Here is a 19,799-nt window from a genome sequence, read left to right as displayed (position 1 = left end):
TTGCCCCAGGCGATGAAAGCGGTAGTGGGCAGCAACTCCAGCTGGATGCACATGCTGGTGTGGATCGGCCTGTTCGGCCTGGTGGCGAGCTTCCACGGCATCATCCTTGGCTACTCGCGGCAGTTCTTCGCCCTGGCCAGGGCCGGTTACCTGCCCGCCTACCTGGCCAAGCTGTCACGCTTCCAGACCCCGCACCGGGCCATCATTGCCGGCGGCGTGGTCGGCATCGCGGCGATCTACAGCGACGGCCTGGTCAACCTGCAAGGCATGAGCCTGACGGCGGCGATGATCACCATGTCGGTGTTCGGCGCCATCGTGATGTACATCATCAGTATGCTGAGCCTGTTCAAATTGCGTAAAACCGAGCCGAACCTGGAACGCAGCTTCCGCGCGCCGGGCTACCCGATCGTCCCGGGGATCGCACTGGTCCTGGCGGTGGTGTGCCTGATTGCGATGGCCTGGTTCAACACCCTGATCGGCCTGATCTTCCTCGGCTTCATGGCCGCGGGCTTCCTCTACTTCCTGTTGACCGGGCAATCGCGTGCCGCGGCACCGGCCGATGCAATGCTGACCGGGCTTTAAGGGCTATTCGGACCGATCGGGCTTACAATGGAACCACCGAGAAATCTTTTGACTCGAAGTGGTAAGGGCCGACCTTGCGGATGAAATGCTCATCCGCAAACGGTCCATCTAGGAGAACCTTATGCCCTGGTATGCCTGGCTGATCATCGTCGTCGCCATCGGCTCCATCGTCGGTGGACTGATGATGTTGCGCGACACCGCAAACAAAGTGGAACTGACTGACGAACAGCGTCGGCGCGTCCAGGAACGAAACGCAGAGATGGACGCCCAGGACGCCAAGGATCGCTGATCGTCCATTCCCTCTGGTTATTTCTCCCAGTCCGCCTTGGCGATATGCAAGCCATGCAGGCCTTTATAGGCGGCTCGCTCAGGCGAACTCCAACCTTCGAGCAGTGACGGCTCCAACCGATAGACCTCCACCCCCAACGGGCGACAGACGCTGAGCGGGTCCTGGGCTTCAGGGCCCCACATCGGCAGCGAAAGATCACCGCCCGGGCAGGTGGACAGCGCACACAGCAGATCGATTTCAGCGAAAAACTCCAGGTAATCGCCCTTCTGCGCCGGGCAGGCCTTCATGAAATACATGTCGTCGTGATTGAGCCCCGTGCACTGGAAGATATTCAGTACATCGTGGACATCGAATTCGGTCAGGCCATACGGCAGGACGGCGCGGGTCAGGTTCGAGTGACAGTGATGATGGAAGTCTTCCCCTGTCAGCATCTTGTTCACATACGGATCACAGCGCGTCCCCAGAAGATCATGCAGACGTCCGCCATGCTCGTCGATCCCGTAGCCGGCCAAGCTATCGTCGGTAATGGTAACCAGCGGACGGAGGAACGGCAGGTTCGACCAGAGCCGGTCATGGGTGCTGACATGGGCGCCTTGCAACTGACGGGTGCGGGCCGCCCAGAGACGCTCGCGCGGGTCGTTGGCATTCCAGACGTTGAAGTCACCGACCTGTGGGCCAACCGGCGTGGTCACCCGGAACACGTGGCCGGCCGGCACCTTCCAGGCCCGCCCGGTACGAATTGGCACCTCGAACTGCTCGATCAGCGTACGAGCGCTCTTTTCCTCGCGAATGCGCTGGTAAAACGCGGTATCCACCTGCAAGGCCGAGCCTTTGCTAGCCTGATAGGCGGCGGGATAGTCTTTGTACATGCTCAAGATCCTCGATCAGTGATGGGAAGGACGGCTTAAAAAGTCGAGCAGCATCTGCTCGGAATCGTCGAGGTACAGGCTCATCGCCTCCCCGGCGGCGTGCTTGTCACCTTCGGCAAGCAGGTCGTGGATATAACGATCACGCGCCAGCCAGGGCGCCTGGAAACGCTGCTCATCGGGTGCCGCACAAAACACCAGGCGCAATTGCGCGACAATATTGGTAAAGAACTCATCGAACAGCGGACTGCGCATCAGGCCGACGATATGCTGGTGAAATGCCAGGCTGTGGGTGCCCAGGGCCCGCCAATCCTCACGCTCGCGGGCCAGCTCGGCGGCCTCGATGGACTCGAGCATGCGGTCGGACTGATATTCGCGCAGGGGCTTGCTCAGGGTTATGGCCTGCAGCTCCAGGGTCCGACGCACCTGAAACAGATCGCGCACCTCCTCGACACCCAGGCGACGTACCATCACGCCCTTGTTCCGAACGTAACGCGCCAGTCCCTCCTGGCCGAGCCGATGGAGCGCCTCGCGAATCGTGTTGCGCGAGGCGTTGTAGGTATTGACCAGATCGTTCTCGACCAGCGGCATACCCGGTAGCAGGCGACCGCCGATGATGTCGGCGCGCAGCTCCAGGGTAATCTGGTCGGCCAGGGACAGCTGTGTACTCATGATTATCGCCTTGGATTGTTCAACAATCGTAGATCAATGGACAATCACTATTCATGCCAGCTCTGTACTCCCCCGCCCTTCCTACTCGCTCATATCCCCGAAAAAACATGACGAATCGTCTACAAGTCACGGTTATCATGGTTTAACGATTTGGAGAGCCCGCCATGCGGTATTCGCAAGACCATAAAGCCCAGACCCACGAACGCATCATCAAGGAGGCTGCCGCACGCTTCCGACGTGACGGTATTGGCGCAACTGGCCTGCAACCGCTGATGAAGGCTCTGGGCCTGACCCATGGTGGCTTCTACGCGCATTTCAAATCCAAGGATGAACTGGTGGAGAAGGCACTGCAGGAAGCGGCGACTGAGCTGGATGTGCACTGCGATACGCTGTTCAGCCAGGACAAACCGCTGCAGGCCTTTATCGACAGCTATCTGTCCGAGTGGCACCTGACCACCCAGGATCACGGTTGCCCACTACCGACCATGTGCCTGGAGCTGGGACAGCGAGGGGAGCCGAGCCCGACCACGGATACGGTGATCGAGTCGCGGCTCAGGCAGGTGGAAGACGCACTGGGATCAGGCCCGGATGCGCAGGATCAAAGCATTGCCATGCTGGCGACGCTGGTGGGAGCCCTGGTGCTATCCAGAAGTGCCGAGGATGAGGCCCTGGCGCAAAAGATACTGGCGGTGACGAAGGCGCACTTGAAGGACCAGGTGGAGTAAGACGCCGCTTTACGCCTTGAGAAGAGGCCGCTCACTGGAAAGACCTCTTCTGCTGATGGCATGTATTCAGTTGATATCAAGCTTGTCGCGATTTTTGTCGAGCAGCGACTTGCCGATGCCTTTTACTTCGAGCAATTCATCCACTGACGAGAAACGACCATTCGCTTCCCGATAGGCGACAATGGCCTGGGCTTTGGCCTCACCGATGCCGGAGAGTTCGTGCTGGATGGTTTGGGCGTCGGCGGTATTGAGATTGAGCTTGCCGGACGTGGCGCTCGCCGCCGCCGGGCTTGAAGCGGGAGCCGGGGAGCCGGCCTTGGCGGTCGCGGTCGGTGCCGCATTGACCCCGCCGGTGATACCCAGCAGCAGGGCGAAAACAAGGGAAGAGAGAAGGTTTGTACGCATAAGTGACACTCCATGGCATTGATGGGCTGAAGCAACTTTTCCGAAGCTGCCTCCCAAACTTAGGCGATGCGATGACGCTGTCAAAAGTGTGTCCGTTACAGGATATGAGCCGCCCGGACCATGACCGATCAACCAACCGCCTCCAACTCACCGGCACGAAATCTGACCGCGAGAAACACCAAAGGGGCGTAAGCCAGTATCGTACCCGTGAGGCCGTCCAATACGGACAAACCGACAGACACGCTGATGGGCAATAACCAAACGACATTGATCCCGAGCACCACCAAGGTCACAGGTAGATGGCGCCCAGCCAGACGGGAGGCAAATTGATAAGCGTGACTGCAGTGAGCTTCATAGATCCTGTCTCCCCGTAGCAAGCGCCGTAACAGCCTGTACGTCGCATCCAGGATAAAGACCCCCAGCAAAATCAACCATACCCACAGCAACTGAGGCGCACTCCAAGCCGCATGGAGAGAAAGCCCTCCCAGCACAATGCCTAGAAAACCGCTGCCTGCATCACCCATGAAAATTCGCGCGGGTGGAAAACTCCAATACAGAAAGCCGGCAACGGCCATTGCCAGACACAGCGGAATCCAAACCAGGCTCTCGTACCCCCCACCCAATAGACAAGGCTCCGAGGCACACAAAAATGGCCTCGACACCGGGGGGGGGATCAGCGACACAGTTCGTCCCGCAAGACCTCCACCACACGTTCCTGCTGCTCGACCGACATACCGACCCACAGCGGCAGTCGCAGCAAGCGTTCCGAGAGGCTCACCGTGTTGTCCATGGCGCCATGGACACGGCCGTAACGCTGGCCAGCCGGCGAGGAGTGCAGAGGCACGTAATGGAAAACCGAATTGATTCCCTCTCGCTTGAGGCCATCGAGCACCGCTTGTCGCGGCACGCCTGTGGGCAGCAGCACGTAGTACATGTGCGCATTGTGCCGGCAATCGGTCGGCACGATAGGCCGGCGCAGTGCTCCGCTGGTTTCCAGCGGCGCCAGCAATTCGTGATACCGCTGCCAGATGACAAGCCGCGCCTGCGTGATGTATTCGGCCTCTTCCAACTGCGCCCAGAGAAACGCAGCAGTCAGGTCCCCTGGAAGGAATGAAGACCCGACTTCCTGCCAAGTGTATTTGTCGACCTCGCCGCGAAAGAAACGGCTACGGTCAGTGCCTTTTTCGCGGATGATTTCTGCGCGCAACACATACGCAGGATCATTGACGAGCAATGCGCCGCCCTCGCCCGAAATGACGTTCTTGGTCTCATGGAAGCTGAAGGCGCCAAAGTCGCCGATACTTCCCAGAGCCCGGCCCTTGTAAGCGGCCATGACCCCCTGCGCTGCATCCTCGACCACCTTCAGGTTGTGACGCTGGGCGATCTCCATGATCGTATCCATCTCACAACTCACGCCCGCATAATGAACCGGCACGATTGCCTTGGTGCGCGGCGTGATGGCCGCCTCGATCAGCGTCTCATCCAGGTTCAAAGTATCCGGACGGATATCGACGAACACGGGAACGCCGCCGCGCAAAACGAAGGCATTGGCCGTGGAAACGAACGTGAACGAGGGCATGATGACCTCGTCGCCCGACTGGATGTCCAACAACAACGCGGACATTTCCAGCGCTGCCGTGCATGAGTGGGTCAGCAAGGCCTTGCTCGACCCGGTACGTTCGGTCAACCACTCATGACACCGCTTGGTGAACGGGCCATCGCCGGCGAGGACATTGCCGAACTTGGCTTCAGCGATGTAATAAAGTTCTTTCCCCGTCATGTAGGGGCGATTGAACTGGATCGTTTTGTCTTCCGCCATTTGAGCCTTCGCACGCAAATTTTAATCGATCGAACTAGACATCACGTCGTTGTGAAAAGTGGGGGGTATCCACTCTTTTTCCGGACGACAAGTAGCCTGGAAGCACCGACCGGAAAACTCACTCCCACCTTGATGAGCAAACACTCCAGCCACATCACAAAACCAAACAGCACATTGAGCGCCTTGGGTACCACTAATTCGGCGGTCTCGCTCGTATCGCCCCGCTGTTGCTTCTTGGCGACGCGTGAAATCATCATCGCCGGCAGCAGTAACGAGACGAACGATGTGCTGCGCACGATGGAAAACCCTGCCTCTTCCATCTTGCGATGCAGGTCGGCGGCATCGTAGCGCCGCACATGGCAGGAATATTCATCCACCTGGCTCCACAGCCACTGATGCTGGGGCACGGTCAACAGCATGATTCCCCCGGGCTTCAGCGCACGGTGCATCTGCTGGAGCACCACCCTATCCGCCTCGATGTGCTCGATGACATCGAACGCGCCAATCACTTCGAACTCGTCGATGTAAGGGATATCGCGCGCATCCATCTGCACGAACTCCGCATCGGGCAAGCGAGAGGAGGCAAACTTCAGCCCGGTCGAGAACATCTCGCTGCCAAGCAACCTGGCCTTCGGAAACGCCGCGGCGACCCGACTCAGAATGAAGCCGGTACCGCAGCCGATTTCCAGAAATGAACGCATGCGCGGCGCATATTTCGTCAGTGCCCATGTAATCAACCTGCCACGCGCCCGGAACCAGAAATGGCCGCTTTCAAGATGCGCGTAAGTCTCGTAGAAGTCGGCCTTGAAGCCCTCCTGCTTGTCCTCGAGTTCTGGCGCAAACGCGGCAAAACCGTTCTTTCGAGCCACCTGATATCCACACTGGACGCACACCCATTGCTCCGAGGCGTACGGCGTCTCGCATTCAGAACAGATCTTCACGCCTGGTTCCCATCCGGTTGGTCATGACGAAAGACGAATAGCTTGAAAAGGACGAACAAGAAACCTCCTACAATGAAAATGGCAGCGCCCTGGACCCACTGATGAGGATATCCCAGCTTGTCGACAAACACCGTCAGCAAGGCCAGGTTGAGCAAATAGCCGGCTGCATGCGCCAGGCCGAAGCGCCAGGCCGTCCCCACGACGTTGCCGCGATGCTCGAACGCCCAATTGCGGTTGCCCAGGAAGCTGATGCAGACGCCAAGCACGTACAGGAAGCTCATGGCCAGCTTGAATGGGATGCCCAGCCACGTCAATGCCAGGTAGGCCGAATAACCGATGGCATTGCAGGCAACGCCGATGACTGCGTAACGGAGAATCGGCCTGATCACGGGCCGCCAGCGCTGCATTAGAATCACTCATCTCCCCAGACGGCAATCCCGAAACCCGTCTTGCCATAGCCGTTGCCGTTATAAAGCATGTAGCGTCGACCGGCATGATCGAAGACGAACGGGTAACAGATCATCTCCGAATCCCAACCCGATTCCGATACGTCGATTCCCACCTGCTCATCGTGTCGCGTCCATTGCACGCCATCGGACGAGGTCGCGTAGCGGATCCGGTAGGTGGGGCAGTCCTTCGTGGCCCGGGAGCAGAACCACATCCGGTACATGTCCGCATCCTTGAGCACGCGCGGCACACCCAGGGCGTACTCGTATTCGTCACGGAACCCGATGGCAACCGTACCGTTGCGCTCCCACTCGATCCCGTCGGCGGACTCAGCATACTCGAGATGATAGAAGTGTTTCGCTTCCGAAAGGCCTTGCTCCCATCGCACACAGGAGGTGAACCAGGCCCTGAATCGTCCGGCCTCGAACTGCACCTCAGGGGTGGCGACGAAGTGAGGAAGATCGCGGGTGCGGTCAATGACGGGGCCGCGGAACAGCTTCTCGAAGCGCTGGGTGGCCTCGTTCCATTCGGCCAAGCCGATGGAGTTGCGGATCTTCACCGTCACGCCCAGGTTGATCCCGGTGTAGTACAGCAGCTTGCGGCCACCGACGTTGACGATCGAATTGGGCAAGGCGCCACTGTCGTCGAAACATCCGAGGTCGCCGGGTTCGAGGACCGGATCCGGATTGACGCGCAAGACCTTGGTCGGGTCCCGCATGTCGATCTCGAGGAAGCCGCCGTGTCCGCGATTATTCTTGTCACGCGATGAGAAATAGATGCGATACAGGTCGCCGTCCACCTGCTCAGCAATGGGAATCATCGCGTGAGAATACAACCAGTCGCTCTGTCCTTCTGCGCAGAATATCTTTCCTAGTTTTTTCCACATGAGATGTCTTCAAGTCAATGATGAGGTTCTTCAGATGTTCCTGACGCGGGTACTCGGCACGCGCGACCGTTCAGTGGCTTGTCCGACGTACACACCTTCGGCAGCGGCATCTCCAAGAATCAGGGCGCCGGCGCCGATGATGCATTTCTCGCCGATGGTGACGTGATCGCGAAGGGTCGCGTTGACGCCGAGAAAACAGCTTTCCCCGATCGTAACACGGCCGGATACGACGATGTGCGAGGCCAAGAAACAGTGGTCCTCGATACGCGAATGATGTCCGACGTGATTGCCGCTCCACATGGTCACGTTGTTGCCGATGCGCACGAAGGGCTGAACGGTATTGTCTTCCAGGATGAAGCAGTTCTCGCCGATATCCTCTGTCAGCAACGAGGCTCGTGAACTGATGTAGCTGACCATTTCGTAGCCCAGCGCCTTGACTGCCAGATATTTTTCCTTGCGGATCTGGTTGAGCTTGGAATAGCCGAGCGCGACGAAAAAGACATACCGGTCTGGCGGGTAGATCTGGGCGACTTCATCGAATGCCACCACCGGAAATCCCTTGAAGCTCTTGTCGGCCGGCATGTAGTCGGGATCGACGGCAAACGCCTCGACCTGATAGCCGGAGTCGCTGGAAAAATAATAGAGTGCGAGCTCGGCGGCGTCAGTGAGACCAAAAATAATGAGTTTTTTCATTCGATGCTCCGCGCCTCAGCCTGACGGTAGACGTTCCGGACAATAGTGTAGGGTCTCTGTTTGACTTCGGAATAAATCTTGGCGAGATAAATCCCGACCACCCCGACGAATGCGATGATCAGGCCGCCGAGCAACCAGATCGAAGCCATCAGCGACGTATAGCCGCTGGGTGGGTTCGCCAGGAGCAGCCAGTTGACGATGAGAAAGCTCGTGTAGGCGGCCGACAGCAGAAAGATCGCGCAGCCCACGCCGAAGATTCCTACCAGCGGCGCACTGCTGAAGGCAGTAATCGAATTGACCAGTTGCGCCACTTTCTTTCCCAGCGTGTAGGTCGTCTCGTCACGACTGCGCTTGACGATGGCCTGCGCACGCTGATCGAAGCCAGTGATGACCCACAGACCCGCCATGAACAACTCGCGTTCGTCGTGCTGAATCAGCGCGTCCACGTAGCGGCGCGACATCAGCCTGGCGACGACGATATTGTCGGGAATATCCAGCCCGCTGAGGAAACGGAAGAGTTTGTAGAACACCTGCCCGGTCCAGCGCTCGAAGTGCTTGCCTTTTCGCTGCTGCTGGACACCATAGACCACATCGGCCTTTTCGCGCTCCATTTGCTCGCTGAACGAGAGCAACCATGCCGGATCTTCCTCTAAGTCGCTATCGAGCAGGAAGACACGTTCACCGCAGGCATGTCGCAGGCCCGTCATCATGGCCTTGTGGTGGCCGAAGTTGCGCGAGAGATCGACCACCACCACGTGGTGATCAGCTTCGCTCAACTGGACGGCCAGCTCCAGGCTTGAATCGGGCGAGCCGTCGTTGACCAGTACGATCTCGTAATCGTCTCCGACCAGTTGTTGTGCCGCCTGGCTCGCAAGGAGATGGAACTGCTCGACGAACTTGGCCGAGCGGTAAAGCGTGGCGACGACGGACAACTTCATGTTTTGACATGCCTCATGTAACGGTGCGCGTCCTTGCCGCAATTGAACAGCAGATCCAGGACGGTGACACCATGGGTGAATTCCCCCCAGAGTTGCGGATACTCGGGGAAGCCAGAGTAATCGACCCATTGCAGCGCAATGCCGGCATCGTCGAACAGCGGCGCCTCGATATAGTCCTTTGCCGCCGGTCCCGACAAGTATTGCGTCGCACCGGCCTGCTGACAAAGGTCCACCAGGCGGGCAGTCCGGGTTTTGTCGCCGGCAGGCATATAGTCCCAGCAATTCGTAATGCGGGTTTCAATACCGATGTATCGGCAAATCGCTTCCATGAACTTCCGGTTCATCGTCGACAGCCCCGTGTGGGTCTCCACCAGATAGAGCGGCTCGAGCCACTGAGCGATCTCGTCGAAGAAAGGCGCTCGCCGATAGTTGCTCTGCAACGTTTTCCAGTGCTTGGCCTGCCAGGCAGGGGCCAGCTCGACATCGCGAATGCGGCGACTGATGCCTTGTCCGACAGGCACGCTGAGCCACTGGACACCTTGCGGTGTCTTGATCAGGTTGCGATTGCGCCAGTCGTTCTTGGTGAACTGCATGTCGTCGTAGAGGATGAACTCATCGACCGCAGCGATTATGTCGAAATAACCCTTCCAGGGTATGTAGTTCGACTGGAGAATGGCGACGGTCTTCATGGGTGCTTGCCACTCGCGTCCCAGGCGCTCGGGTAGTAACACCCCTGGCATTTTGCCTGTGCGACCTGCTGGAGATGGAAGGAAATGCAGAACAAGAGCGCCAGTGCCCAGAAACGCAACGCAGCCGGTGAAGGTTTGAATGCAAAATTCAGAACAATCGCGACGAAAACCGGTGCCATCAGCAGGTAGTCATACAGGTACGGATGAATGGCAATGGCCTGCGGCCACAGCAGAGTGGTCATCATGTATTGCGAAAAAAGCAGGTAGTAGAACAAGCGGACGCCGGCCAACGGGGAGGTCTCCGCCGGCGTCGCAACGCCTGCAGGTTCACGCCGTTTGATCATGCGGAAATAGGCCAACTGGGCTACCAGGAACAGGATCGGCACGGCAATGGTCGGAATTGGCCGCGGGAACTGCGGATCAAGTATCGACTTCACGACGTTGGTGAAGTAAGTGGTGTCACCATCCAGGCCAGCGCGAAACAGCCACCCGCTGTTGGACGAGGTGAAACCCAGCGCCTTCGATATCAGTGGGGACGGCAGATAGAAGGCAACGGCCGCAACAAGGGCCACCAATGCCAGACGACACATCCGTCTGTCGAGACCGTCGCTGCGGCATGCCCAAACCAGCAAGGCGACGCCTAGCAACGCCGCCGAGATCGGAGAAAACACGGCAAAACACACGATCACTGTCATGACCGTTCCGGACCGTTCCTGATTTCTCCAGATCAAGAACGCAGCCATCGCTTGGAACGCAAATATCAATGGGAACGTGTTGTCGACGTTGAATCTGGCCGAAGAAATCCAGAATCCAGGCATCGATACCATGAATACGACCGATAACAGAATCAGCAGTCCCTGACCGAATGCCAGGCGCTTTTCCACCAGACGGGACAGAAAAAAGAACGTAACACCAGCCAGCGAAATGATGTTCAGGAAAGCCCCTGTCACTCTCATTGGCAATGCATGCACATACATTTCTACTTTATAGAGGGCATACATGTAGAACAGATAAGCTGTGGAGTGGTTGGAATACGCGATCTTATTGACGTAGTTCTCCATCGAATAAAAGACGAGGAAACCGTGCTGCGAAAAAGCGTGTTGCTCCCAGATGGGGAACGTGTAGCTTCTCAGGCGCTCGGGCGCGGTCGCAATCTGGCTTGCCGCTTCCCCGAAGCCCAGTAAGTACACCGCACCGATGGTTATGACGACCGCCAGCAAGTATAAACAGGAGAAAAGCTTGTTATTTCTTATAAAAATCATCTTTTCTAGTATTCGCAATACGCTTGGAATAATTGGTGCCAGTACGGGAGGCCCAACGCGGCATTTGCTGCCAAACGAGGTAATTACGGTCAGGCGGCGGCGCAATCATAATCTAGATATACGGTCTGGTGAAGCATTCCTCGTAGATAATAGCGAATTGACTCATCGTGCTTTTTAGTCGTGGGCGGGTGTTGGCGGGTAATCCCCCCTGAAAAAAGTACTCATCGGAAGTAGAATTTTTTCCTAATCGGATCAAGGAAATCTTGCGTGAAGACATCGCGTTTTTCAGACAGTCAAATCATGGCCGTCCTCAAGCAAGCCGAGGCTGGAAGCCCTGTGCCAGAGCAGTGCCGCGAGCACGGCATCAGCTCGGCCACCGTCTACAAGTGGCGCACCAAGTTCGGCGGCATGGACGCATCGCTGATGACTCGGCTGCGCGAACTGAAGGAAGACAACCGTTGCCTCAAAAAAATGTACGCCGAAGAGCGTCTCAAAGCCGAAATCATCCAGGAAACCATGGAAAAAAGTGGTGAAGCCATCGCGGCGACGAGAGATGGCGCAGGAAGCGGTTCGTTCAGGTCGGTGTAGTATCAAGCTGGCGTGCCTGGCCTTTGGCGTCAGCATCACGTGCTATCGCTATCAACCGCGTTTGGCGCCCGAAAACGCCGAGATCGCCGATCACCTGATCCGACTCACGCATAACCAGCGTAACCTGGATGTGGGTGCAGGCCAGCGGCCCACCGGACAGGAAAGTCGTGTTGTTTGACTACACCGCCAGCCGGGCGCAGGAAGTGCCATTGCGCCTGCTCGATGGCTACCGTGGCCATCTGATGATCGATGACTACGCTGGCTACAACGCCGTGGGCGCCCAACCCGGTGTTGAGCGCTTGCTGTGCATGGCACATGCACGACGCAAGTTCATCGAGGCGCAGAAAGTACAGCCCAAGGGCAAGACCGGTAGAGCTGATATCGCGCTGGCGATGATCAATAAACTGTAGGGTATCGAACGCGATCTCAAGGACGGCAGTGATGAGCAGCGTTTCGCTGGCCGTCAGGAAAGGAGCCTCCCGGTGCTGGTCCAGTTGAAAAACTGGCTGGACAAGAGCCAGCCGCAGGTCTCGACGCAAAGTCCTCTGGACAAAGCGATCAGTGACATGGCGAGTAATTGGAACTGGCTGGTGCGTTACCTGGAGACCGTTTTTTTACCGATCGACAACAATGCGGCGGAGCATGCGAAAAAGCCGTTCGTGATCGGTCGCAAGGCCTGGATGTTCAGTGACATGCCCAACGGCGCCACGGCCATCGCACAAATCTACGCCTGGTTGAAACCGCCAGGGCTAACGGCCAGGAGCCCTATCGTGGCTGCGCCACATACTGGAGCGACTGCCGCTGGCAATATCGATAGAAGACTTCGAAGCCCTGCTGCCGTGGAACTGCTCACCGGAAATGCCACGGTAAACGAGAGGCGCATCTGGTGGTAGGTGTACTTCGTGGATCGCTTACGTAACTCCAGGGTAATCTGGTCGGCCAGGGACAGCTGTGCATTCATGATTATCGTCTCGGATTGCTCAACAATCGTTAAGCAACGAGTAATCACGACTCATGCCATTTTCTGGATTTCCGATTTTTAGAGGGGACGCGCTCAGTTGATATCGAGCTTGTCGCGATTTTTGTCGAGCAGCGACTTGCCGACGCCCTTTACTTCGAGCAATTCGTCCACTGATGTGAAAGGACCGTTCGCTTCACGATAGGCCACGATGGCCTGGGCTTTGGCCTCACCTATGCCGGAGAGCCCGTGCTGGATGGCTTGGGCATCGGCAGTGTTGAGGTTGAGCTTGCCCGGCTTGGCGGACGTCGCCGCCGGGCTTGCAGCGGGAACCACAGGATCGGTCTTGGCAGCAGCGGCTGGTGCGGCCAAGACCATGCCGTTAGCCCCCAGCAGCAGGGCGAAAGCGATGGAAGAGAGGAGACCTGTGCGCATAAGTGACACTCCATGACATCGTGATAAGGAAAGCAGCTTTTCCGAAGCTGCTTTCCAAACCTAGATGATGGAGGGCTCCTGTCAAAAATCACGTCATTACCAAGTGTGTAGCAATCAAGGGTCCATACGACGCTGCTGGTAAATCCAGTCGACGATCTCACCGTCGGGAGTGTAGCCACTTACAGTGTCGCGCAACATTTGACGCACGCGCACATAATCATCGCTCTCAACAGCAGATACCAAATCGTACAACCTAGACTTGAGCACATCCCATGACAACATATCCTCGTGGGCACTCATGATCATGGGGTGCCGGGTCGCGGCGACGTTGTCACCGATCAGCAACTCCTCGTAGAGTTTCTCGCCTGGACGCAGCCCGGTAAACTCGATGGCGATATCACCGTGAGGATTTTTGTCCGAACGAACACTCAAACCAGACAGGTGAATCATCTTCTCTGCCAGCTCGACAATCTTCACCGGTTCGCCCATGTCCAGCACGAACACATCACCGCCCTGGCCCATCGAGCCAGCCTGGATGACCAGCTGTGCGGCCTCAGGGATCGTCATGAAATAACGGGTAATCTTCGGATGCGTGACCGTCAGCGGACCACCCGACGTGATCTGCTTGTGGAACAACGGAATCACCGAACCGGAAGACCCGAGTACATTGCCGAATCGCACCATCGTGAACCGGGTTTTATTGACCTGGGATACGTTGGTCTTGTCACCAAACATCACCGGTGCCAGTTCACGACTCAAGGCCTGCAACGTCAGTTCCGCCAGTCGCTTGGTGCTGCCCATGACATTCGTCGGGCGCACAGCCTTGTCTGTCGAAATCAGCACAAAGTTCGCCACACCGGCCTGAAGGGCAGCCTGCGCAGTATTCAGCGTCCCTATCACATTGTTCAGTACACCCTCGGCAATATTGTGCTCGACCATCGGCACATGCTTATAGGCCGCCGCGTGATACACCGTGTCCACGTGCCAGGTTTTCATCACGTCCAGCAGTTTGTCCTGGCTGCGCACTGAACCGAGAATCGGCAGCAACCGCACCGATAGCGACTCACGGGCAATACGTTGCTCGAGTTCCGACAGAATGCTGTAAAGATTGAACTCACTGTGCTCGAACAACAACAGCGTGGTCGGCTTCAACGCGAGGATCTGGCGACACAGCTCGGAACCGATAGAGCCACCCGCCCCGGTGACCAGAACCGATTGATCCTTGACGCAATGCTCGAGCAGATCACCCTGCGCCGGCACCGCATCGCGGCCAAGCAGGTCCGCAATGTCGACTTCCTGAATGTCGTCAACCTTGACCCGGCCGCTGGCCAGGTCCATGAAACCCGGCACACTTCGAACGTGCAGCGGAAAACCTTCCAGAAAACCCAGAATCTCGCGGCGACGCCCGCGGTTGGCGGAAGGAATTGCCAGCAGGACCTCTTGAGCGCCGGTTTCTTCGATCATGCGTTGAATGTGCTTGGGCTTGTACACCTGCAAGCCGGAAATTACCCGGTCCACAATGCTTTTATCATCATCGATAAACGCCACCGGACGCATCACCCGCCCCATGCGCAAGGCGGCAACCAACTGGTTACCGGCGGCACCCGCACCATAGATGGCAACGCGAGTTAACCCGTTGTCCCGGCTGGTGAACGGAACATGCTGCGCCGCGGCAAACCAGTCGCCCAAAAAAAACTGGCGCATGGCCAAGCGCAACCCGCCCACCATGATCAAGCTCAACCACCAGTAGTTAAAAATGATCGAGCGGGGCACGATGTTCTGATGGTTGCTGTACCAGTACACCACCACCCCGAGAATCAGCGACGAAAGGCTGACGGCCTTGATAATCGCAATCAGGGCATCATTGCCGAAGTAGCGCATCACCGCCCGGTACATCCCGAAGCGGATAAAGAGGGGAATTGCAACCACTGGAGCACCGAGGAATAACCAGAGGTGCTGAGTAAAAGGATTGATTATATCGTCAATCCCTAAACGAACAACAAATGCCATCCAGAGCGCGAGCCAAACAAGGACGACATCTGTCGACACCTGAATAAGTCGTTTACTGCGGCGCGGAAGACCTAACAATAAAGCTCGGAATCTGTCCATAACCTCTTTGAACACCTCTTGCCACACTTAAATTAGAGAGAACCCTACTAGCGATCACACTCGAGCACATTCAAGACAATAGAAATACCGAACCTCAGGCAGCCGAGGACCGCGACGTGTCTTCCAACTCTCCGGCATGAAACATTATCGCCAGAACAATCAATGGCAGATAGGCGATCACAAGACCATACACACCGTCAAGGCCTAATTTTATAACACAGATAGCAATAGGTAATAGCCAAAACATGTTGATGCACGCCACCGCAAGTGTTACTGGCAGGTGCTTACCCGCCTTTCGAGAGGCAAACTGATAAGCGTGGCTACGATGAGCTTCATATACCCTATCGCCACGTATCAACCGACGCAGCAAGGTAAATGTTGCATCAACGACAAACACACCTAACAGGATCAACCACCCCCAAAGCAGTGCTGATGACACCCAGGCAGCTTGTAAGGAAATGGCCCCCAAGGCGATACCCAGAAAACCACTTCCTGCATCTCCCATAAAAATACGTGCAGGAGGAAAGTTCCAATAGAGAAAGCCCACAACGGCCATCGCCAATATCAATGGCACCCAAAAAAGTCCGGAAAAACCGCCAAGCCAATAAAGCAAACATGCTCCCAAGCAGGCACACAGGGCCTCGATGCTAGCGATACCATCAATGCCATCCATAAAATTATACAGGTTGAGCATCCAAACAAGATAAATGACGCCCAAAACATGCCCAATCCAGCCAAGGTCCACGACCCACCCCAAGACACTGACAGGAGGCAGGCCCCCGAGCCAGAATAAACCCCAAGCTCCAGCGCTGAAATGACCTAATAAGCGCCAGCGAGCTGCTATATGACCGTGATCGTCCATAAAACCAATCACTGCAACCAAGCCGCCCGCCCCCCCCACAGCAATCAGTTCTGTCCAAGGAGCTAGATTGGTCAATCCCAACAAGGGCAGCGAGACAAGGAAGGCCACAACGATTGCCACTCCACCACCCCGTGGAGTCGGAATAGAGTGAGAACTGCGAGCGTTGGGAACATCAATGATGCTTCGAGCCAACGCATAGCGTCGCAAAGCTGCAGTCAGCGCCAAGGAAAGAACAGCAACAACCGGAATTAGCCACAAGTAAATCATTGTTATCGATGTTCCCGAAAATATAACGCAGTGGTCGCCAGAGCCTCATCAACGCTCACCGGTGGTATCCAACCTAAAAGAGAACGAGTTTTTGTGATATCGACTTGTAACGACCCACATAGCCGTTGGGAAAGCCCCTTTTTACCCAGTATTTCAGCCCCCCCCTGAAGCATCCAGCTAGGTACCGGAATGAGTCGAGCTGGTTTGTTGAGCGCTTTCGCCATCCTCTTCAGCAATGCGGTCGTGGATAAATCATCTCCGTCGCTGACAAGAAAGGTCTGATTGGCAGCGGCAGGGTGAGAGATACAGGTCAATACCAGATCGACCAGATTATCTAACGCGACCAGACTTCGACTGTTGTAAATCGCTCCAAAAGGCAAGGGGATTCCCTTGTCCAACCAACGCATCATATTCAAGAAGTTCGCCTTAACGCCTGGTCCATAGACCAGTACCGGCCGAATAATAACGACCTCCATGGCTGTTTCTGCCGCTAGCTTGCGAAGTCCCTGCTCCGCCTCCATCTTGGAAATACCATAGGGGTCCGCCGGAGCAGGGGCATCATCGGCAGTATAAGGTGCCCCCGGAGCCGTCCCCTCTCCATTGACTTTGATTGAGCTGATGAAAATAAATCGTCGCACACCTGATGCAGCCGCCTGCCGGGCAAGATTCAATGTGCCTTCAACGTTTACTTTGCGAAACGCTGCCAATGGATCGGCCTCGGCATCATTCATGACATGAACCCTAGCCGCCGAATGAATGATCACATTCGAATTGGCAAATTTGTCTTCCCACCTGGTGTCGCCATCAAACGTGTCTATGCATATCGAGGGAACGCTCTGCACCTGGAGCCGAGATTCACTACGAACAACTGCCACGACAGGATGCTTATTTTCGTTGTGCAGACGATTTAGAATGGCTCCACCAACAAAGCCCGTCGCCCCAGTCAAAAAAATGCTCTGCAACATTAGCGGCTGACCTTTCGTAAGGTGGCTTTTCGGAAAAGATCTTCCAGCTGAGCTAGAAGAATAGGTTTCGAATAGTTACTCAAGTAATACTCGCGACCGGATTCACTCATCGCCTTCAGCTGGCTTGCATCTGATTTCGCCAGAGCCAAGGTAATCTTCGCGAGTCCCCTCGCATCGCCAGACGGGCACGTAAAGCCTGCACCCGAGTCGCCAATCACCCTTGCCGCCTCTCCGTTAATCATCCCCAGGAGTGGTCTGCCTGATGCGAGATAAGCTTGCAACTTTCCAGGTATGGTTTTTTCGAATACGTCATTGGTCTTCAGTGAAACGAGTAAGGCGTCCGCGCATGCGAACAAACCAGGCATCTCTTCTAGTGGGTGCCTTCCTAGCAACAACACGTTATCAAGCCGCCTGGTACGGACCTGCTGATCAAGCCATTCACTCATACGCCCGTCGCCAACAATCACCCAACGCACGGATACCTTGTCAACCAACTCCTCGGCAGCATCCAATACGGCGGGAAGATTCTGGGCTTCGCCGAGATTGCCAGCAAATACGACAGTGAAGACGGAATCATCGCGCGTTAACAAGTTGGAGCGTTGAGGCGCCGATACAGAAAAGTCATCTTCAGCCCAACTTGGAAAATAGACTAGTCGCTGGGACGCTATTTCTTTCGTACAGTATTTTTTAACATTCTCGAAAAACGCATGTGACTGTAAAAGCAAATAGTCGGAACGATTATAAATCCATGAAACCATCTTCCCGACCATTGATAGCAAAGCAGGTTTTTTTAGGACTCCTACCGCTCTTAGCGTTTCAGGCCAGAGATCTAGAACCCATACAAACACCGGGGCTTTTTTCAACCAACCAATAAACAGTGCTGGAATTGCTACCATTATCGGTGAAACAGCATAAACAAATACTGCGTCAAATTTCTCACCGCGTAATTTATAGGCACCAACGATAGAGGCGCTGGTAAAAAAGCTGAAATAATTCAGCACCAGACTAATGCTGCTCTTGCCTCGCGGTAGCATTGGAACCCTGACAACTTTCGCATCAAAGTAGTCACCAAAGCGCTCAGGCGCCGCTTGATACTCTTGAAATACTTTGCCTTCCGGGTAATTTGGCAAACCCGTCAACACAGTAACCGAGTGCCCTTTCTCGGTAAAATCGCGAACCAAATCATTGATACGCATATTTTCCGGCCAAAAATATTGCGTGACCACCAAGATCTTCAGTTTATTCTCAGCCATGATCACAACTCGAATTAGTAACACTTCCAGACAACACGATTTACATAGTCAGTATAACTGTGCATAATCCGAACTACTTTTTCGGAAACATTCGGCATACTGTAATCTGCAACCAGCCGCAAGGTAGGCTCCGAGCCAGAAGCCTGTGTTTCTAGTATCAGCAACCCCTGCAAGACCCGCTCGACCTCAAGCCCCACCATCATTACCGCGGCCTCTTCCATACCTTCTGGACGCTCGTGAGCCTCGCGAATATTCAACGCACGAAATTTCAGAATCGACGACTCTTCACTGATAGTGCCGCTGTCGGACAGCACTGCTTTGGATTCGAGTTGCAATTTGTTGTAATCCTTGAACCCCAACGGTTTAAGGAGCTTTACATTCTCATGAAATACGATGCCCATTGCGTCGACACGCTTTTGAGTACGTGGATGAGTCGAAACAATAACCGGGTAACCGTAGGCTACCGCCACGGAGTTTAGCACATCGACTAACTTGAGCAAATTTTTGTCTGAATCGATATTCTCTTCACGATGAGCACTGACCACAAAAAATTTATCAGCTTCAAGACCTAAACGCTGCAACACATCCGAAGACTCGATTCCATTACGATAATAATTCAGAACTTCGAACATTGGGCTACCGGTCTTGATCACCATATCAGGCGGAAGACCTTCACGCAGCAGATAATCCCGAGCAATTGTACTATAGGTCAGATTGATGTCTGCCGTGTGGTCGACGATACGGCGATTGATCTCTTCCGGCACTCGCATATCGAAACAACGATTACCAGCTTCCATATGGAACGTTGGAATCTTGCGACGTTTGGCGGGAATAACCGCCATGCAACTGTTCGTGTCACCCAACACGAGCAGGGCCTCTGGCTGAACCTCTGCCAGTACACGATCTACACTGATAATCACATTACCAATGGTTTCTGCACCCGTTGAGCCGGCCGCATTCAGGAAATGGTCAGGCTTGCGGATACCCAGATCTTGAAAGAAAATTTCGTTCAGTTCGTAGTCGTAATTTTGCCCGGTATGTACAAGTACATGATCACAATGCTGGTCCAGCGCAGCCATGACTCGTGACAAGCGAATGATTTCGGGGCGAGTGCCTACGACGGTAACGACTTTCAACTTTTTCATTGC

20 protein-coding genes and 3 pseudogenes are annotated in these 19,799 nt (G+C 55.5%); 5 read left to right on the top strand and 18 right to left on the bottom strand.

Features of this window, described 5'->3' with window-relative positions:
* Positions 1-582: amino acid permease (locus M5B99_RS20910; RefSeq protein WP_248805807.1), on the top strand; the 582-nt coding region annotated here is incomplete at its 5' end.
* A gap of 121 nt (positions 583-703) precedes the next feature.
* A complete protein-coding gene (locus tag M5B99_RS20905) occupies positions 704-871 on the top strand; it encodes a DUF2897 family protein (RefSeq protein ID WP_103495866.1) in 168 nt (55 codons plus the stop codon).
* A gap of 17 nt (positions 872-888) precedes the next feature.
* Here M5B99_RS20905 and M5B99_RS20900 read toward each other — a convergent pair whose 3' ends face one another.
* Together M5B99_RS20900 and M5B99_RS20895 are read right to left on the bottom strand one after the other, a co-directional pair.
* On the bottom strand, positions 889-1,740 hold the full coding sequence (locus tag M5B99_RS20900; protein ID WP_248805806.1) for an urea carboxylase-associated family protein: 852 nt from the start codon (positions 1,738-1,740) through the stop codon (positions 889-891).
* A 15-nt stretch (positions 1,741-1,755) separates the two neighbouring features.
* On the bottom strand, positions 1,756-2,409 hold the full coding sequence (locus M5B99_RS20895; RefSeq protein ID WP_248805805.1) for a GntR family transcriptional regulator: 654 nt from the start codon (positions 2,407-2,409) through the stop codon (positions 1,756-1,758).
* A gap of 164 nt (positions 2,410-2,573) precedes the next feature.
* On the opposite strand from M5B99_RS20895, the gene M5B99_RS20890 reads away from it, so the two are divergent.
* Positions 2,574-3,134 (top strand): TetR/AcrR family transcriptional regulator, encoded by a 561-nt coding sequence (locus M5B99_RS20890; protein ID WP_248805804.1) that lies wholly within the window; start codon positions 2,574-2,576, stop codon positions 3,132-3,134.
* A gap of 66 nt (positions 3,135-3,200) precedes the next feature.
* Here the strand turns inward: M5B99_RS20890 and M5B99_RS20885 are convergent, their stop codons facing one another.
* From M5B99_RS20885 to M5B99_RS20840, 10 genes and pseudogenes are all read right to left on the bottom strand, one after another.
* The gene (locus tag M5B99_RS20885) at positions 3,201-3,539 is read right to left on the bottom strand and encodes a ComEA family DNA-binding protein (protein ID WP_248805803.1); all 339 of its coding nucleotides are present in this window, start codon (positions 3,537-3,539) and stop codon (positions 3,201-3,203) included.
* A 128-nt stretch (positions 3,540-3,667) separates the two neighbouring features.
* Positions 3,668-4,199, bottom strand: a pseudogene (locus tag M5B99_RS20880) (glycosyl transferase); the annotation flags it as partial.
* 13 nt (positions 4,200-4,212) lie between these two features.
* Complete coding sequence (rffA, locus tag M5B99_RS20875; protein ID WP_248805802.1) at positions 4,213-5,358, bottom strand: dTDP-4-amino-4,6-dideoxygalactose transaminase; 1,146 nt, start codon at positions 5,356-5,358, stop codon at positions 4,213-4,215.
* A gap of 41 nt (positions 5,359-5,399) precedes the next feature.
* A complete protein-coding gene (locus tag M5B99_RS20870; RefSeq protein ID WP_248805801.1) occupies positions 5,400-6,227 on the bottom strand; it encodes a class I SAM-dependent methyltransferase in 828 nt (275 codons plus the stop codon).
* A 68-nt stretch (positions 6,228-6,295) separates the two neighbouring features.
* Positions 6,296-6,706 (bottom strand): GtrA family protein, encoded by a 411-nt coding sequence (locus tag M5B99_RS20865; protein ID WP_248805800.1) that lies wholly within the window; start codon positions 6,704-6,706, stop codon positions 6,296-6,298.
* Between the two features lie 5 nt (positions 6,707-6,711).
* A complete protein-coding gene (locus M5B99_RS20860; RefSeq protein WP_248805799.1) occupies positions 6,712-7,632 on the bottom strand; it encodes a hypothetical protein in 921 nt (306 codons plus the stop codon).
* A 30-nt stretch (positions 7,633-7,662) separates the two neighbouring features.
* A complete protein-coding gene (locus M5B99_RS20855) occupies positions 7,663-8,325 on the bottom strand; it encodes an acetyltransferase (RefSeq protein ID WP_103495875.1) in 663 nt (220 codons plus the stop codon).
* The gene (locus M5B99_RS20850; RefSeq protein ID WP_248805798.1) at positions 8,322-9,263 is read right to left on the bottom strand and encodes a glycosyltransferase family 2 protein; all 942 of its coding nucleotides are present in this window, start codon (positions 9,261-9,263) and stop codon (positions 8,322-8,324) included. The genes M5B99_RS20855 and M5B99_RS20850 overlap by 4 nt, the downstream gene beginning before the upstream one ends.
* Complete coding sequence (locus M5B99_RS20845; protein ID WP_248805797.1) at positions 9,260-9,952, bottom strand: WbqC family protein; 693 nt, start codon at positions 9,950-9,952, stop codon at positions 9,260-9,262. Before M5B99_RS20845 ends, M5B99_RS20850 begins: the two co-directional genes overlap by 4 nt.
* Complete coding sequence (locus M5B99_RS20840; RefSeq protein WP_248805796.1) at positions 9,949-11,319, bottom strand: hypothetical protein; 1,371 nt, start codon at positions 11,317-11,319, stop codon at positions 9,949-9,951. Before M5B99_RS20840 ends, M5B99_RS20845 begins: the two co-directional genes overlap by 4 nt.
* A 162-nt stretch (positions 11,320-11,481) precedes the next feature.
* Here M5B99_RS20840 and M5B99_RS20835 point away from each other — a divergent pair.
* A pseudogene (locus M5B99_RS20835) lies at positions 11,482-11,938 on the top strand (transposase); the annotation flags it as partial.
* Positions 11,916-12,672, top strand: a pseudogene (gene tnpC, locus M5B99_RS20830) (IS66 family transposase); the annotation flags it as partial. The pseudogenes M5B99_RS20835 and tnpC, both read left to right, overlap by 23 nt.
* A gap of 184 nt (positions 12,673-12,856) precedes the next feature.
* Here the strand turns inward: tnpC and M5B99_RS20825 are convergent.
* From M5B99_RS20825 to wecB, 6 genes are all read right to left on the bottom strand, one after another.
* Positions 12,857-13,195: a ComEA family DNA-binding protein gene (locus M5B99_RS20825; RefSeq protein WP_248805795.1), complete on the bottom strand. Its 339-nt coding sequence runs from the start codon at positions 13,193-13,195 to the stop codon at positions 12,857-12,859.
* A 114-nt stretch (positions 13,196-13,309) separates the two neighbouring features.
* The gene (locus tag M5B99_RS20820) at positions 13,310-15,304 is read right to left on the bottom strand and encodes a polysaccharide biosynthesis protein (RefSeq protein ID WP_248805794.1); all 1,995 of its coding nucleotides are present in this window, start codon (positions 15,302-15,304) and stop codon (positions 13,310-13,312) included.
* Positions 15,305-15,398: 94 nt separating this feature from the next.
* Positions 15,399-16,433, bottom strand: coding sequence for an MraY family glycosyltransferase (locus tag M5B99_RS20815; protein WP_248805793.1), 1,035 nt, complete (start codon positions 16,431-16,433; stop codon positions 15,399-15,401).
* 2 nt (positions 16,434-16,435) lie between these two features.
* A complete protein-coding gene (locus M5B99_RS20810; RefSeq protein ID WP_248805792.1) occupies positions 16,436-17,398 on the bottom strand; it encodes a UDP-glucose 4-epimerase family protein in 963 nt (320 codons plus the stop codon).
* Positions 17,398-18,651, bottom strand: coding sequence for a glycosyltransferase family 4 protein (locus tag M5B99_RS20805; protein ID WP_248805791.1), 1,254 nt, complete (start codon positions 18,649-18,651; stop codon positions 17,398-17,400). The genes M5B99_RS20810 and M5B99_RS20805 overlap by 1 nt, the downstream gene beginning before the upstream one ends.
* A 14-nt stretch (positions 18,652-18,665) precedes the next feature.
* Complete coding sequence (wecB, locus tag M5B99_RS20800; protein WP_248805790.1) at positions 18,666-19,796, bottom strand: non-hydrolyzing UDP-N-acetylglucosamine 2-epimerase; 1,131 nt, start codon at positions 19,794-19,796, stop codon at positions 18,666-18,668.
* Between the last annotated feature and the right edge of the window lie 3 nt (positions 19,797-19,799).

Source organism: Pseudomonas sp. MWU13-2100 (assembly GCF_023242365.1).
In the GTDB taxonomy this organism is placed as follows: Bacteria; Pseudomonadota; Gammaproteobacteria; order Pseudomonadales; family Pseudomonadaceae; genus Aquipseudomonas.
Note: the sequence above shows the minus strand (reverse complement) of the source record. Positions and strands in the feature narration are given on the sequence as shown.